The following is a 13,609-nucleotide window of genomic DNA, read 5'->3' as shown; positions in this document are numbered from 1 at the left end:
TGTCGGCTCAAGCGTTCTTCTTTAGCCAGCGATGGTAGTCCTCGAGTCCCTCGCGGATATCGGTGAATCGTGGCTCGAAGCCCAGATCCGTGCGCGCGCGGGTGATGTCCAGGGGGCTGCCCCGCACCACGAAGGGGCCAGGGCCCAGACGCATGCCGCTGTCATGGCCGAGTAGGTCGGTGACGCTGTCGACGATGTCCTGATGGGCGATCGGCACACCGCAGGAAATGTTGTAGTGGCGGTGAGGCACGCTGTCGGCATCGAACAGCGCAAGGATGCCCCTCGCGGTGTCCTCGACGTGGGTCCAGTCAGTGGTCTGGTCGCGTCCGTTGTCCGGGTGCACATCGCGTAGCCCTTCGAGTGGCCCGAACATCGCCTGGTAGACCGCGTGCATGTGGGACGGGCGCTTGCCGGGGCCATACACGAAGAACAGTCGGGCCTGACGGATATCCATGCCGTAGGTCGCCGTGTACTGGTCGCCGTAGAGCTCGCCGGAAATCTTGGTGGCGCCGTAAAGGTCGGTGGCCTTGTAGGGCATGGTCTCGACCTGTGGACCGGCGGCGTCGCCGTAGACCGCGCCGGAGCTCATGTTGACCACCTTGTCGATGCCCAGCAGCCGGCAGGTCTCGTAGACGTTCAGGGTGCCCATGGCGTTGATCGACAGGTGCTTGAACGGGCGGGTCTGGAAGCTTGGCCCGGCGATCACCGAGACGCCGTGTATGACCCCTTCCAGCTCGTCGCGATAGCGCAGAAATGTCTCGAACAGGGTGTGGGTGTCGAGCACATCCACCGCTTCGAAGTGGACGTTGTCGCGCACTTCCTCGAGATAGTCGAGGCCCATGCGGTCGACGTGGGGGGCGGCCATATCGCAGATGATGACTTTCTTGCCCTGGCGGGCGAGCAGGGTGGCGACCCAGGAACCGACGTGGCCGAGGCCACCGGTGATCAGTACAGCCATGGCATGACTCCTTAAGATAAGCCCGCCGGGCAAGGACCTGGAGCCTTGCCCGGTCGCGGCGTCATTTGAGCAAGAGGTTGGGGAGGAACATCACGATGGACGGAAACAGCGTGATCACGATCAGCACCGCCACCAGCGGGATGTAGAACGGCAGGGTGGCCCGCACCAAGGTGTTGAAGGGCAGGTCGGTGATCTTCTGGATGGCGAACAGCACCGTGCCCACCGGTGGCGTGATCAGCCCGATCATCAGGTTGAAGATCATCAGCACGCCGAAGTGCACCGGATCGATGCCGTACTGCACCACCACCGGCACCAGCAGCGGCGTCAGCAGAAACAGCGCCGGCACCGAATCGATGAACAGCCCGATCAGCAGGATGAACAGGCTCAACAGCAGAAGCAGCAGCATTGGATCGCTGACAGTGGCGAGCAGGAAGTCGGCGACCAGGGCGGTGACCTGGTAGCGCGCCAGGATCCAGCTATAGAGCGCGCTGCCGGCGATGATCAGCAGCAGCACCGAGGTGTCGATGGCGGTATCACGCAGGATCTGGACGAACTCGCGCAGGGTGATCGAGCGATAGACGCAGAACGAGATGATCATGCAGTAGAGCAGCGCCACCACCGAGGCCTCGGTGGGGGTGAATAGCCCCGACAGGATGCCGACCAGGATGATCACCGGGGTCAGCATGGGCAGCAGGCCCCGCGACAGTGCACGGGTGAATTCGGCCATGGTGGCGCGGGCCCGGGTCGGGTAGCCACGACGATGGGAGATCACCGCCACCATCACCATCAGGCCGGCACCCATGAACAGGCCCGGCAGGATGGAGCCGAGAAAGATCGCGGCGATGGAGGCGTTGGCCAGGGCGCCATAGATGACCGCCGGAATGCTGGGCGGGATAATCGGCCCGATGGTGGCGGAACTGGCGGTGACCGCGGCGCTGAAGTCGGTGGGAAAGCCATCGTCTTCCATGGCCTTTATCTCCACCGCGCCAAGCCCGCCAGCATCGGCCACCGCTGAGCCCGACATGCCGGCAAACAGCATGCTCGCCAGCACGTTGACGTGGCCGAGCCCGCCCTTGAGGTGACCCACGGCGCAGCGCGCCACGTCGAACACCCGATCAGAGATGCCGGCGGAGTTCATCAGCCGGCCGATCAGCAGAAAGGCGGGAATCGCCAGCAGGGTGAAGCTGTTGACGCCGTACAGGGTGCGCTGGGCGATCATCTCCAGCGGGATCTCGGCGAAGCCACGGGTGTAGGCCAGCACCGCCGCCGATGAGGCGATCATCGCAAAGGCGACCGGCACCCCCAGCATCAGCAGCACGATCAGGCCGACGAACATGATGGCAAAGATTTCCATGGTGTCTTACTCCTTGGGTTCGTCAGGCAAGGTGGAAGGCTTGCCGCGCAGACGAACGACGAGGTCCTCCACCAGCAGCAGTGCCATCAGGCCGGCAGCGACCAGCTGCATCAGGTACAGGTAGGAAAAGCTCATGTCGAAGGTGCTGGCGAAGATGCCGGCGGTGCGCTCCATCATGTTGAAGGCGCCCCCCATGATCATCAGAAGCACCAGGATGCTGATGGCGTCGGCGGCGACCGCCGCCCAGCGCTGGGCGCCCGCTGGCAGCAGGTCGGTGACGACGGTGATGCGGATGTGTTCCTGGTAGCGCAGCGCCAGCACCGAACCGAGAAAGATCTCCGCCAGGAACAGATAGCGGGAAATCTCGTCGGTCCAGGGCACCGCGACGCCGAGGGCATAGCGTGCGATTACCTGAATGGCCATGACCAGCAGCATCAGGCCGAAGGCACCGACTACCACGGTGGTCAACAACCACCAGAAAGCACCCAGTGCCCGGGACAGGGTAGGAGATGAGGTCATCGGACACTCCGTTGCCCCCGCCGGGTGGCGGGGACTTGACTCAAGGGAGGGGGCCTCGGTCGGCGAGGCCCCGTGGGACGGTCAGATGCTGTGCAAACCCTCGAGGCGCCAAGGCCTCAAAGGCTCGCGCCGCCTCGGACTTACTGGATCAGTGACAGCACATAGTCACGAACGGCCGGGTCGTAGTCCTGGGCGATCTCTTCCACCGCGGGGCGTGCGGCCTGACGGAAGGCGGCGACATCGGGCTCGACCACCTCCATGCCTTCTTCCTTGAGTTTTTCAAACAGCTCCGCCTGACCATCGCTGACCAGTTGATCGCCCCAGGTGGTGGCGTCGTCGATGGCGGACAGGACGATGTCACGGTGTTCGTCGGACAGTTCCTGATAGACGTCTTCGTTCATCAGCCAGTGGAAGAACGAGTAGACGTGCTCGGTGCGGCTGACATAGTCCTGCACCTCGAACAGCTTGCCGGCGTAGATGTTGTCCACCGGGTTTTCCTGCATGTCGATGACGCCGGTCTGCAGCGAGGTGTAGACCTCCGGCCAGGCGATCGGGCTCGGCAGTGCGCCGATCTCGCCCCATACCGCGACCCAGGGCGCGATCTCCGGCACGCGCATGCGCACCTCGCTGACGTCCTCCGGGGTCTCGACCGGGGTCTTGGCCGTCAGGTTGCGGGGGTTGCGCGCCGACAGGCCCACCAGGCGCATGTTGCCCTTGGCGATCAGGCTCTGATTCAGCGCCTCGCCGATCTCGCCTTCGTAGATCTTGCGCGCCTGGTCACTGGAGTCGTAAACGAAGGGCAGGTCGGCGGCGGCAAACTCGGGGGCATACAGGGTCATCGGCATGGAGCCACCGAGGGCGATGGCGTACTCGCCATAGCTGGCGCCTTCCAGGTGGTCGCGCTCGCCACCGACCTCGGTGCCAAGCAGGGTCACCGTCAGCTCGCCATCGGACTCGCTCTCGATGGTGTCCTTGAGGCGCTCGCCGATCTTGAACATGGCGTGGGACGGGTCGGTGTGGATGGCGATGGCCAGGTCTTCGGCGGCGGCGGTGCCAGCGGCGCCGAGCGAGATGGCGGTGACCAGGGCAAGGGGGGTGAGGCTGCGTGCGTTCATTGTCGTTGTCTCCTCGGGGCGTATCGTCCGACGACGCTATTGCGTCGAGGCGTAGTCGAAAGGTAGCCGACATTGCATGGGTAGCGCTACCATTAAGATGGTAGCGCTACCCATACTTTGGTCTTGGGTTACACTGTGGCCAAAGGAATCTTCGAGGAAGGACGCCAATGGACAGCCAGGAAATTCGCTCACGCAAGCGCCACCGGGGCAAGGGCCGAGTGACCCTGGCCGACGTGGCCCGGCAGGCGGGGGTCGCGCCGATCACCGTATCGCGGGCGCTGAATACGCCGGGGCGAGTCTCCGCCGAGGTCAAGCAGCGTGTCGACGCGGCGGTGGAGGCGCTTGGCTATGTGCCCAACCTGATCGCCGGGGGGCTTGCCGCGGCTGGTACCCGGGTGATCCCGGTGATCGTGCCGTCGCTGGCGATCCTGACCTTTATCGAGGTCATCGATGCCATCCAGAAACGACTGGAGGCGGCGGGGTACCAGATGCTGCTGGCCACCACCGACTGGGATCTGGACCGCGAGGCCAGTCTGGTCGATACGGTGCTCGGCTACTCGCCGTCCGGGGTGATCCTGACCGGTCTGCGCCACCGGCCCCGAGTGATCTCGCGACTCAGGGACTGGGGACGCCCGGTGGTAGAGATCATGGAAGTGGGCGACGACCCCATCGACATGAACGTGGGGGTGGACGGCGTCGCCCTGGGTCACGCTATGGCGTCCCATCTGCTTGAGCAGGGCTATCGGCGTATCGCCTTCGTCGGCTCTCACCTGGGCCATGACTACCGGGCGGCTCAACGCCTGGAGGGCCACCAGCGGGCGCTGGAGGAGGCGGGTGCGGCCTGTGGCGGGGTGCTGGAGTACCACGAGCCGGCGTCCTACGAGGTCGGGGTGCGGGCGCTGGAGGATGTGATGGCAATGACACCGCGACCTGACGCCATTCACTGCTCCAACGATATCGTCGCCAGCGGCGTGCTGCTGGCGGCCAGCCGCCAGGGCATCAGGATTCCCGAGGAGCTGGCGGTCGGTGGCTATCTGGGGTTGCCGCTGGCGGAGCACCTGACGCCGAAGCTGACCACCCTGGCGGTGGCCCGTAGCGAGATGGGCACCCAGGCGGCGGAACTGCTGCTCGAGCGTCTGTCCGGCAAGACCCCGGAACGGCCGATCCGGGATCTGGGATTCACCCTGGTGAAGGGCGGCAGCACCTAAGCATCAGCAGGTCCTGGCGAGGCCTGTACCACCGGTGAAATGAGGGAGCAAATCGGGCGATCATTCTTCCGGGATAACGCCCGGTTCACGATACTTGACGCCTTCGTTCTGGCGCTCCTGTTCGGTCTTGTGCTCATCCACCGGGGGAACGCCCCAGACCGTCTCCTTGTGTCCGTCATCGTAGGTGTAGGTGGTGCAGCCGGCGAGGCTTGCCAGCAGCAGGGCGGCGATCATGGCGGCGATCATGGCGCGGCTCGGCAGGCCGATCCTTGCTTGGTGCAGGAAGGCGCGAAGGCCGGGGCGGGCAACGACAGGCAGGCGAAGGGACATGAAGGCTCCGGATGTCAGGGTACGGTGAAGCTGCAAAGGAGTCGCCGATGAAGCGGTCCATCGCCAGTATGGCGCTGTGGCAGCAAAGAAAAAACCGCGGATCCTGGTGACAGCATCCGCGGCTCGCTGGTTGGCGCTAAATAGGCTTTTTCGCCTCCAGCGTCAGGACGATAGCCTCCGGCGTCAGGAGGAGAGCCACAGGGGCACGTAGACCACCAGCAAAAGCACGCCGATCAGCCCCAGCAGGTAGGGCAGGATGGCACGGGTGATACGCTCGAGCGGCAGCTGGGTCACCGAAGAGGCCACGTACAGGTTGATCGCCACCGGCGGGGTGATCATGCCGATCGCCAGCCCCACCACGATGATCAGGCCAAAGTGCACCGGGTCGATGCCGAGCTGGGTCACCAGCGGCAGCAATACTGGGGTCAGGATGATCAGGGCGCTGGCGGTCTCGATGAACACCCCGGTCAGCAGGATCACCGCCACCACCAGCAGCAGGATGACGTAGGGATCGGTGGACAGCGACAGCACCGACTGGGCGATCTGGGCCGGCACCTGGGCGCTGGACAAAGTCCAGCTCAGCACCGCCGAGGTGGCGATCACCAGCATGATCACCGAGGTGGTGATCGCCGAGCGGATCATCACGGCGTAGACGTCCCGATAGGTCAGGTCGCGATAGACGAACAGCGACACCAGCAGGGCGTAGACCACCGCCACCACCGCCGCCTCGCTGGGGGTGAAGACCCCCGAGAAGATCCCGCCGAGGATGATGACCGGCGTCATCAGCCCCCAGCTTGCTGCACGCAGGGTCCGCCAGATGGTCGCCAGCGACAGCGGGCTGCCGTGGGGGTACTGGCGGCGGTGGGCCTGGACCAGGGCGATGGCACCGAGGCCAAGACCCATGGCCAGCCCCGGCAGAAAGCCCGCCAGAAACAGGTCCGACACCGACTCCTGGGCGATGACCGCGTAGATGATCATCGGCACCGAGGGTGGGATCACCACGCCGATGGTGCCGCTGGCGGCGATCAGGCTGGCGGCGGAGGCCGGGTCATAGCCCTTGCGCTTGAGTTCCGGCACCAGGCTCGAGCCCACCGCAGCGGTGGTGGCCGCACCGGAGCCGGAGATGGCGGCAAAGAACATCCCGGCCAGTACCGACACCAGCGAAAGCCCGCCCTTGAGAAAGCCGAACAGGCTGTCGGCGAAGTCGACCAGCTTGCGGCTGACCGCGCCCTGGGCCATGAGGTCGCCGGTGAGGATAAACATCGGCACCGCGACCAGGGCGAAGGTGTTGATGCCCTGGAACATCTGCTGGGGCACTACCGCGAGCGGTGTGCCCTGGACTACCAGCGTCGCCAGGGTGCTGGCGCCGATGGTGAAGGCGATGGGCACGCCGATCAGCATCAGCACCACGAAGGAGATGAACAGCAACAGCATCACGTCACCTCCTGCGGGCTCGCCGGCGTCTGGCCGGTGAGCTCTCGCACGATCGCCACCAGGGTGGTGAAGGCCATCAAGGCGCCCGCCAGCGGCATCACCGCGTAGATCCATGTCATCGACAGGCGCAGTGACGCCGACTTCTGGAAACTCTGCAACTGCATGTAGTTCCAGCCGATGACGATCAGCGCCAGCAGAAAGGCCAGCACCACCAGGTGGGCGATGATCCTGGCGATTCGTCCGCCGAGGCCGGGCAGGGTGTCGACCACGAAGGTCACGGCGATATGACGGCCGGCGCGGTAGGCCAGGGTGGCGGCCAGGAAGGTGATCCAGACCAGCAGAAAGCGTGCGACCTCTTCGGTCCAGCCCACCGCGGTGAAGGCCACCCGGGAGATGATCTGCAGGGAGATGACGCCGATCAACGCCGCCATGGCGGCGAACACCACCGGGCGTGTCACGGCGTCGAGTCCCCGCTCAAGGCGTTCGAGCAGGGACAGCACTTACTTGGACTCCCCGGCCTTCAGCGCTTCCTGGATGCGCGGCAGGTAGTCGCCGAACTGCTCGCCGTAGGTCTCGTAGACCGGAGCGACGGCGTCCTGGAAGGCGGCGATGTCGGGAGACTCCTCGATCTGCATGCCGGCTTCCTTGAGTTCGGCAAGCTGCTGTTCGGCCATGGCGGCGTTCTGCTCACGCTCGTACTCGGCGGCTTCCTGGGCGGCGGCCTCGACGACCTCCTGGGCGGCCTCGGGCAGCTTCTGCCAGGACGGCATACCCATGACGAAGATCGCCGGGGCGTAGGTGTGGCGCGACAGCGTCATGTAGTCCTGGGTCTCGTTGAGCTTGAACGAGTGGATCACGTTGATCGGGTTTTCCTGGCCATCGATGGTGCCCTGCTGCATGGCGGTCAGCGCCTCGGTCCAGGCCATCGGCACGGCATTGGCGCCGAGTTCGCGGAAGGTGTCGACGTAGACCGGGTTTTCCATGACCCGGATGCGCAGGCCGTCGATGTCCTCGGGGCTTGCCACCGGGCGCTCGGAGTTGGTCAGGTTGCGGAAACCGCGCTCGGCGTAGGCCAGGCCCTTGAGGTTGACGTCGGCCAGCCTGTCGAGCAGTTCCTGGCCGATGGGGCCGTCGAGTACCGAGTAGGCCTCCTCGGGCGAGGCGAACAGGAACGGCAGTTCGAACACCGCCATGGGCTCGACGAAGTTGGCCACCGGGCCGTTGGTGATCACGCCCATGTCGACGGTGCCGATCTGCATGCCCTCGAGCAGGGTGCGCTCATCACCCAGGGTGGCGTTGGGGAAGATCTCGACGTCGACCTTGCCGTCGGTGCGGGCTTCGACCAGTTCCTCGAACTTGGTAGCGGCGATATGGAAGCCGTCCTGCTCGTTGACCACGTGGGCCAGGCGCAGCTTGACCGGGTCCATGTCGGCGAAGTCGTTGGCCTGGGCGGCGGACGTGGCAAGCGCAGTGGACAGAGCGATGCCGGCGGCCAGGGTGGTCAGGGCAAGGGGGCGGGGCGCGATGTGGCGTGTCATGGGGGTTCCTTGGTGGTGTTCAGCGAAAATGGCGTCTTCTCGGCGGGCCGTCACTTTACGATGGTAGCCGCCTAGCGCCTTGTTTTTGTTGAGAGGTTGGAGTGATCTAGCAGCCACGATCATGCCGGAAGCGGCGCCACGCGGTCAATTCGGCTGGGTTGAGGGGGGAGAGCAAAGGATCAGAGCAGGGGAATCACCCTGTGTCGTGGTGTCGGGAACCGCCATGTGGGGAAGGGTTTCAGGCTAGGCGCTGTCCGAAAAGTCGACGAGCGAAGGTTAGACAAGGCAAAAATCGGTGAGACAGCGCAGTTTACGGGGTGTAAATGAGCATTTTGACCGGGCTGGCGCACCAGCCGATTTTTAACGCCGTATTACCGAGCGCAGGCACTTTCCAGACAAGCCCTAGCCTACTCGCGGAAGAGATCAGCGTGGCTACCTGTCCGGGCCAATTGCAGTTGGTCATCCACGACGCGATACAGCAACAGCCAATCGGGCTCGATATGGGCATCTCGGTAACCCTTCCAGTTTCCCTGCAATGCATGATCCTGGTAGGTATACGGCAAGGGCGCTTGCTCAAGCAGCAGGCCCAGCAGTCGGCGTAGCTTGTCCATGTCCTTGCCGCGCTTCTGGACCCGCTTTACGTCTCGCTTGAACTGGCTTGAGCGGACTGGGGTCAGCATTAGATGCCTAGATCGTCGAACAGCGCATCCGCACTATCGAAGCGCTTGCCCTTTCCGGCTTCCAGCTCTTCCAGCGCCTTGGTCGTGGTGGCGCTTGGTACCTGCACCGCAAACGGCAGGCGCTTTTCGTCGGCGATCCGCAGCATCAGCAGGCGGATGGCGTCGGACACGGTCAGGCCCATGGCATCGAGGGCGGCGGTGGCGCGCTCTTTGGTCTCGCTGTCGATGCGAGCTCGGACCACGGTATCGGTACCCATGAATGTCTCCTTCTCATTGGTAGCCACTGTGTAGCTACATTGTGGCCTGGCCCTGGCAACTTGTCATCAAGGAAGGAGGGCGCCCCGCATCGTCGGTGGGGGGGCGACTACAAGTGATCGGGGTTATGTAGCTCGCGCTCATCGCCGGGCGGCGGCGTCCACTGGTAGATCCAGGTCTCCGACAGCGGCTTGCCTTCGCTATCGCGCAGATACAGACGCAGATTGATCGGCTCGGTGCCCTCGTCCGGTGGTACCACATCGAACATGGCCCGGTAGCCCTGGATGGCGTCCAGCGGTCGGGCCGAGGTGATCTCGACGCGCCCGGCGCTGGTCTCGATGACCGGCTCCACCTCGACCTCGCTTGCGTCATCGAAGGGGAAGGGGCCGCCGCGGAAGTCCAACGCGAAGCGCCAGCTGAAGTACTCGCGACGTTGGCCGACGACGCCACCCAGTCCGGTACGGGTCGCCACGCAGCGCGACAGGCTGGGTTGCTGTCGCGGCAGGTCGTACCAGCTCAGACGATAGGCATAGCGCAGCTCCTGGCCGGCCTCCACCGGGGCCTTGGGTTGCCAGTAGGCCACGATATTGTCGAAGGTCTCGTCCTTGGCAGACAGCTCCACCAGATCCACGCTACCTTCGCCCCAGCCCTCGGTAGGTTCGACCCACACGCTGGGTCGGCGATCGTAGTAGACGCCATCGTCCTGGTAGTGGTCGAAGTCGTGGTCGCGCTGGGCCAGGCCGAAGCCCTGAACATTGGTGGCGGAATAGGCGTTGTAGCGAAGCTGGGGTGGGTTCACCAGCGGGCGCCACAGCCATTCGCCGCTTTCGGTGTGGATCGACAGCCCATCCGAGTCATGGATCTCCGGGCGCCAGTCATAGTTGACGTCACGATCGTTCTCGCCGACCAGGTACATGCTGGTCAGTGGCGCGATGCCCAGACGCTCGATCGTCTTGCGCGGATAGAGGGTGGCGGCCACGTCCATGACCACGCCTTCGACGTCGCGACGAATATCGAAGCGGTAGGCCCCGGTGGTGCTCTCCGACTCGAGCAGGGCGTAGACGATGACCTTGTCTTCACCCTCGGGCTGTTCCAGCCAGAAGCGGGTGAAGTCGGGGAATTCCTCGGGTTCGCTGCCGGCGGTGTCGATGGCCAGGCCCCTGGCCGACATGCCGTACTGCATGCTCTGACTGACCGCACGGAAGTAGCTGGCGCCCAGGAAGGAGGCGATATCGCGCTTGGGGTCCTGATGATGGTGCAGGCGGAAGCCGGCGAAGCCGAGGCGTTCGGACAGCGTATCGGTATCGACCACGCTATCCCCATCGGCGTTGGAAAAGTTGAATAGCGCCGGGTCGTAGGCCAGTTCCTGCGCCTGCCCCTGGCTGACCTGGTAGATCCTGACCGGGGTGGTGAAGCCACGACCCAGGTGAAACAGCTGGGCCGTATAGGGCGCGTCGCTGTTGCTCCACAGGGCGTGGTCGGCACGGTAGCCGATGGCCTGGTAGTCGTCCCAGGAAAGGGACTTGAGCTGGTCGGGCAGTTCGCCTTCGTGATCCTGGTGAGGTTGCCCTGACAGATGGCGGGCGAAGCCTTTCAACCAGGCGTAGTCGAAGGAGACCTTTTCTCCGGTGGTCATGAGCCGCTGGTCCAGCGCGGCCAGCAGCGGGGAGATTGGCAGGGCGTAGGCGCTGAGGGCGGTGGCCGCCTTGAGGAAGTCACGTCGCTGCATTTCCATCATCCTTGTGGGTCGAGCATGTCGGGTGTCGGGCGACTGCCTGGGTAAGCAGTCGCTACGCCTGGTCGAGCACGTCGAAGGGTACGACTGCCCGAATCAGCAAAGGTTCAGGAAATGTGCATGAAGGGTCGCAATATTGTTAACAGGCTAACAAAGTGCTAGTCTACGCGGCCGGTCGACGGGGGACGCCTTCGTCAAATACCGAGCGGCTCCGTCACGTGAGCCCGTCAAGTCAGCCCGTCGTGTAACCAAGAGGAATACCATGACCCCCGACCAGCGCTTCAGGTGGATCGTTCGCCTGGCCTTGGGCATGTTCGTCCTGATGTTTGCCTATTTTGTGGTGGCAGATACCTACATGCCGATGACCCCGGAGGCGCGGGTCATGCGCCCGGTGGTGCGTATCGCCCCGGAAGTCAGCGGCCCCGTCGAGCGGGTCCACGTCAGCAATAACGACCATGTCGAGGCGGGTGATCCGCTGTTTCGTATCGACCCCGCGCCCTTCGAGCTGGCGCTTGAGCAGGCGCGACTGGAACTGGAGGCAGCGCGTCAGCAGAACGAGACTTTGAGCGCCAGCATCGCATCGGCCCGCGCCGCCCTCGAAGCGGCCCGCGCCAGGGCCCAGGAGAGCGCCCAGGAGCGCCGGCGAGGCGAGCGCTTGATTAGCCAGAACAGCATCTCGCGCCAGCGCCTCGATGGCCTGGTAGCCACCGACCGTCAGGCCCAGGCCGAGGTCAAGTCCGCCGAGGCGGAAGTGGCGCGCCTGGAGGCCGAACTGGGTGCCGAGGGGGAGGCCAACTTGCGTTTGCGTCAGGCCCGCAACGCCCTGGAGCAGGCCGAGCTCGATCTCGACCACACCTTGGTGCGGGCCCAGCATTCCGGCACGCTGAGCAACCTGCAACTCGAGGTGGGTGACTACGCCACCCAGGGACAGCCAGCGCTGGCGCTGATCACCGATGAGGTCGAACTGATCGCGGACTTCCGCGAGAAGAGCCTGCGCAAGGTCGCCGCCGGCGACGAGGCCCGTGTGGTCTTCGACGCCATGCCAGGCCAGGTCTTTGCCGCCCGGGTCGAGAAGCGTGACGCAGGGGTCTACGACGGACAGATCAGCGCCGACGGTAACCTGGCCGACATCCCCACCACCGACCGCTGGCTGCGCGACGCCCAGCGCCTTCGCCTGCACCTTTCGCTGGCCGGGGACGCACCGACGAGTCTGCCCACCGGCTCCCGCGCCACGGTGCAGCTGTTTCCCGGGGAGCACCCGCTGGCCCATCCGCTGGGGGCGCTGCAGATTCGGCTGATGTCCTGGCTGCATTATGTTTACTAAGCAGCCACGGGCGTCGTCTACCAAGCAGCCACGGGCCTTGTTTGCCAAGAGGCTACGGGCGTCGTCAGGGCAGCAGCAACCGAAGGCCTCGAAGCTCAGCGACAACGGCCTGCGCCAGTGTCTGCGTATCGCGGTGGGGGCCTGGCTCGGCTTTCTGATCAGCCAGCTGATGCACTGGAACTATGGTGTCTTCTTCACCGTCTTTCCGATGTTTCTGCTGGGGATCATTCCGGTGTTCAACGCCCATGTGGTGCGCCAGTTCCTGGGTAACGCCTGCCTCAATGTGGTCGAGATCAGCCTGGTGGTGGGGTTGACCCAGCATCTGCCGGTGGTGATGACGGGACTGGTGTTCCTGATGTTCCTGGGACGCTTCACCCTGATGGCCAGGGGGCCGTTGTTCGTGTTCGGCGCCAACGGCGTGCTGACCCTGAGCATCATGCTGCATTTCGCCAGTTACCCCGACCTCGACCTGTTCGACCTGCTGGCCAGCAACAGCGTGGCGAGTTTTCTGGCGGTGGCCATCGCAGCCCTGATGCACTGGCTGTTTCCCGATGTCACGCCGCGACAGCCGCCGCCACGTCAGGCCAAGACAGCGGCGCTGAAGCGCCATCAGGCGTTGATCGGGGCGCTGACCGCGACCCTGTCCTTTCTGGTGTTTCAATTGCTCGATCTGCGCGACTCCCTGTCCGCGCAGATGGCGACCATCCTGATCCTGTTTGCCCTCGGCTACCATGGCGCCCGGATGTCGGCCTGGCGTCGTGCCATCGGCACTCTGTTGGGCTGCAACCTGGCACTGGTGCTGCAACTGGTGCTGTTCACCAAGAGCGACCATCTGCTGCTGGTGCTGCTGGCCTACGCCATCGGTCTTTTGCTGTTCGCACGGGAGCACGTCATCGAGAACGCCGGCTCCGGCATCGGCTTCGGCGGGCTGACGACCCTGGGTATCCTGTTTGGCCAGTACCTGAGACCCGATCAGGATCTGGTCGTCGACGCCGTCTATCGGTTCAGCTCGATGTGCGTGGCACTGCTGGCCACCCTGGCGGTGATGGCGGTACTGCATCGGCTGCTGGATCTATGGCCTGCGGTCTCGAGCCGGGAAGCACCGCACACGAGCTGAGTTTTCTTATGCCGCTTGCAACAGAGAAGGGGGCCGTGTCAG

Annotated in this window: 14 protein-coding genes; 3 read left to right on the top strand and 11 right to left on the bottom strand. The window is 64.5% G+C overall.

Annotated features, from left to right (window positions below; translation table 11 throughout):
- Positions 1 to 7: 7 nt before the first annotated feature.
- The 4 genes from KUV74_RS16420 to KUV74_RS16405 all read right to left on the bottom strand — a co-directional run bounded on the left by KUV74_RS16420 (position 8) and on the right by KUV74_RS16405 (position 3,946).
- The gene (locus KUV74_RS16420; RefSeq protein ID WP_222516865.1) at positions 8 to 958 is read right to left on the bottom strand and encodes an NAD-dependent epimerase/dehydratase family protein; all 951 of its coding nucleotides are present in this window, start codon (positions 956 to 958) and stop codon (positions 8 to 10) included.
- 61 nt (positions 959 to 1,019) lie between these two features.
- Positions 1,020 to 2,312, bottom strand: coding sequence for a TRAP transporter large permease (locus tag KUV74_RS16415; protein WP_045994308.1), 1,293 nt, complete (start codon positions 2,310 to 2,312; stop codon positions 1,020 to 1,022).
- Positions 2,313 to 2,318: 6 nt separating this feature from the next.
- Complete coding sequence (locus KUV74_RS16410) at positions 2,319 to 2,831, bottom strand: TRAP transporter small permease (protein ID WP_222516864.1); 513 nt, start codon at positions 2,829 to 2,831, stop codon at positions 2,319 to 2,321.
- A gap of 140 nt (positions 2,832 to 2,971) precedes the next feature.
- Positions 2,972 to 3,946: a TRAP transporter substrate-binding protein gene (locus KUV74_RS16405; protein ID WP_222516863.1), complete on the bottom strand. Its 975-nt coding sequence runs from the start codon at positions 3,944 to 3,946 to the stop codon at positions 2,972 to 2,974.
- 167 nt (positions 3,947 to 4,113) lie between these two features.
- Here KUV74_RS16405 and KUV74_RS16400 point away from each other — a divergent pair, with 167 nt between their 5' ends.
- Complete coding sequence (locus tag KUV74_RS16400) at positions 4,114 to 5,154, top strand: LacI family DNA-binding transcriptional regulator (protein WP_108447857.1); 1,041 nt, start codon at positions 4,114 to 4,116, stop codon at positions 5,152 to 5,154.
- Between the two features lie 60 nt (positions 5,155 to 5,214).
- Here KUV74_RS16400 and KUV74_RS16395 read toward each other — a convergent pair whose 3' ends face one another.
- From KUV74_RS16395 to KUV74_RS16365, 7 genes are all read right to left on the bottom strand, one after another.
- Positions 5,215 to 5,484, bottom strand: coding sequence for a hypothetical protein (locus tag KUV74_RS16395; protein WP_315900842.1), 270 nt, complete (start codon positions 5,482 to 5,484; stop codon positions 5,215 to 5,217).
- A 183-nt stretch (positions 5,485 to 5,667) separates the two neighbouring features.
- Positions 5,668 to 6,918 (bottom strand): TRAP transporter large permease, encoded by a 1,251-nt coding sequence (locus tag KUV74_RS16390; RefSeq protein ID WP_231498723.1) that lies wholly within the window; start codon positions 6,916 to 6,918, stop codon positions 5,668 to 5,670.
- Positions 6,918 to 7,418 (bottom strand): TRAP transporter small permease, encoded by a 501-nt coding sequence (locus KUV74_RS16385; RefSeq protein ID WP_315900841.1) that lies wholly within the window; start codon positions 7,416 to 7,418, stop codon positions 6,918 to 6,920. The genes KUV74_RS16390 and KUV74_RS16385 overlap by 1 nt, the downstream gene beginning before the upstream one ends.
- Positions 7,419 to 8,456, bottom strand: coding sequence for a TRAP transporter substrate-binding protein (locus KUV74_RS16380; protein ID WP_213229009.1), 1,038 nt, complete (start codon positions 8,454 to 8,456; stop codon positions 7,419 to 7,421).
- Positions 8,457 to 8,863: 407 nt separating this feature from the next.
- On the bottom strand, positions 8,864 to 9,136 hold the full coding sequence (locus KUV74_RS16375) for a type II toxin-antitoxin system YafQ family toxin (protein ID WP_222516862.1): 273 nt from the start codon (positions 9,134 to 9,136) through the stop codon (positions 8,864 to 8,866).
- Positions 9,136 to 9,393 (bottom strand): type II toxin-antitoxin system RelB/DinJ family antitoxin, encoded by a 258-nt coding sequence (locus KUV74_RS16370; RefSeq protein WP_045994821.1) that lies wholly within the window; start codon positions 9,391 to 9,393, stop codon positions 9,136 to 9,138. The genes KUV74_RS16375 and KUV74_RS16370 overlap by 1 nt, the downstream gene beginning before the upstream one ends.
- Positions 9,394 to 9,500: 107 nt before the next feature.
- Positions 9,501 to 11,120, bottom strand: coding sequence for a glucan biosynthesis protein (locus KUV74_RS16365; RefSeq protein ID WP_222516861.1), 1,620 nt, complete (start codon positions 11,118 to 11,120; stop codon positions 9,501 to 9,503).
- Between the two features lie 268 nt (positions 11,121 to 11,388).
- Here KUV74_RS16365 and KUV74_RS16360 point away from each other — a divergent pair, with 268 nt between their 5' ends.
- Positions 11,389 to 12,450 (top strand): HlyD family secretion protein, encoded by a 1,062-nt coding sequence (locus KUV74_RS16360; RefSeq protein WP_222516860.1) that lies wholly within the window; start codon positions 11,389 to 11,391, stop codon positions 12,448 to 12,450.
- Between the two features lie 37 nt (positions 12,451 to 12,487).
- Entirely contained in the window at positions 12,488 to 13,567 is a 1,080-nt protein-coding gene (locus KUV74_RS16355; RefSeq protein WP_261395492.1) for a DUF2955 domain-containing protein, read from the top strand.
- Positions 13,568 to 13,609 lie beyond the last annotated feature (42 nt).

Source organism: Halomonas sp. DP1Y21-3 (assembly GCF_019801245.1).
Lineage (GTDB): Bacteria > Pseudomonadota > Gammaproteobacteria > Pseudomonadales > Halomonadaceae > Halomonas > Halomonas litopenaei.
Note: the sequence above shows the minus strand (reverse complement) of the source record. Positions and strands in the feature narration are given on the sequence as shown.

Excerpts from the sequence above, each read along its gene's own strand:
- KUV74_RS16420 (WP_222516865.1), bottom strand. The coding sequence starts at position 958 with ATGGCTGTACTGATCACCGGTGGCCTCGGCCACGTCGGTTCCTGGGTC.
- KUV74_RS16370 (WP_045994821.1), bottom strand. The coding sequence starts at position 9,393 with ATGGGTACCGATACCGTGGTCCGAGCTCGCATCGACAGCGAGACCAAA.
- KUV74_RS16365 (WP_222516861.1), bottom strand. The coding sequence starts at position 11,120 with ATGCAGCGACGTGACTTCCTCAAGGCGGCCACCGCCCTCAGCGCCTAC.
- KUV74_RS16395 (WP_315900842.1), bottom strand. The coding sequence starts at position 5,484 with ATGTCCCTTCGCCTGCCTGTCGTTGCCCGCCCCGGCCTTCGCGCCTTC.
- KUV74_RS16375 (WP_222516862.1), bottom strand. The coding sequence starts at position 9,136 with ATGCTGACCCCAGTCCGCTCAAGCCAGTTCAAGCGAGACGTAAAGCGG.
- KUV74_RS16410 (WP_222516864.1), bottom strand. The coding sequence starts at position 2,831 with ATGACCTCATCTCCTACCCTGTCCCGGGCACTGGGTGCTTTCTGGTGG.
- KUV74_RS16400 (WP_108447857.1), top strand. The coding sequence starts at position 4,114 with ATGGACAGCCAGGAAATTCGCTCACGCAAGCGCCACCGGGGCAAGGGC.
- KUV74_RS16405 (WP_222516863.1), bottom strand. The coding sequence starts at position 3,946 with ATGAACGCACGCAGCCTCACCCCCCTTGCCCTGGTCACCGCCATCTCG.
- KUV74_RS16380 (WP_213229009.1), bottom strand. The coding sequence starts at position 8,456 with ATGACACGCCACATCGCGCCCCGCCCCCTTGCCCTGACCACCCTGGCC.
- KUV74_RS16360 (WP_222516860.1), top strand. The coding sequence starts at position 11,389 with ATGACCCCCGACCAGCGCTTCAGGTGGATCGTTCGCCTGGCCTTGGGC.
- KUV74_RS16390 (WP_231498723.1), bottom strand. The coding sequence starts at position 6,918 with ATGCTGTTGCTGTTCATCTCCTTCGTGGTGCTGATGCTGATCGGCGTG.
- KUV74_RS16415 (WP_045994308.1), bottom strand. The coding sequence starts at position 2,312 with ATGGAAATCTTTGCCATCATGTTCGTCGGCCTGATCGTGCTGCTGATG.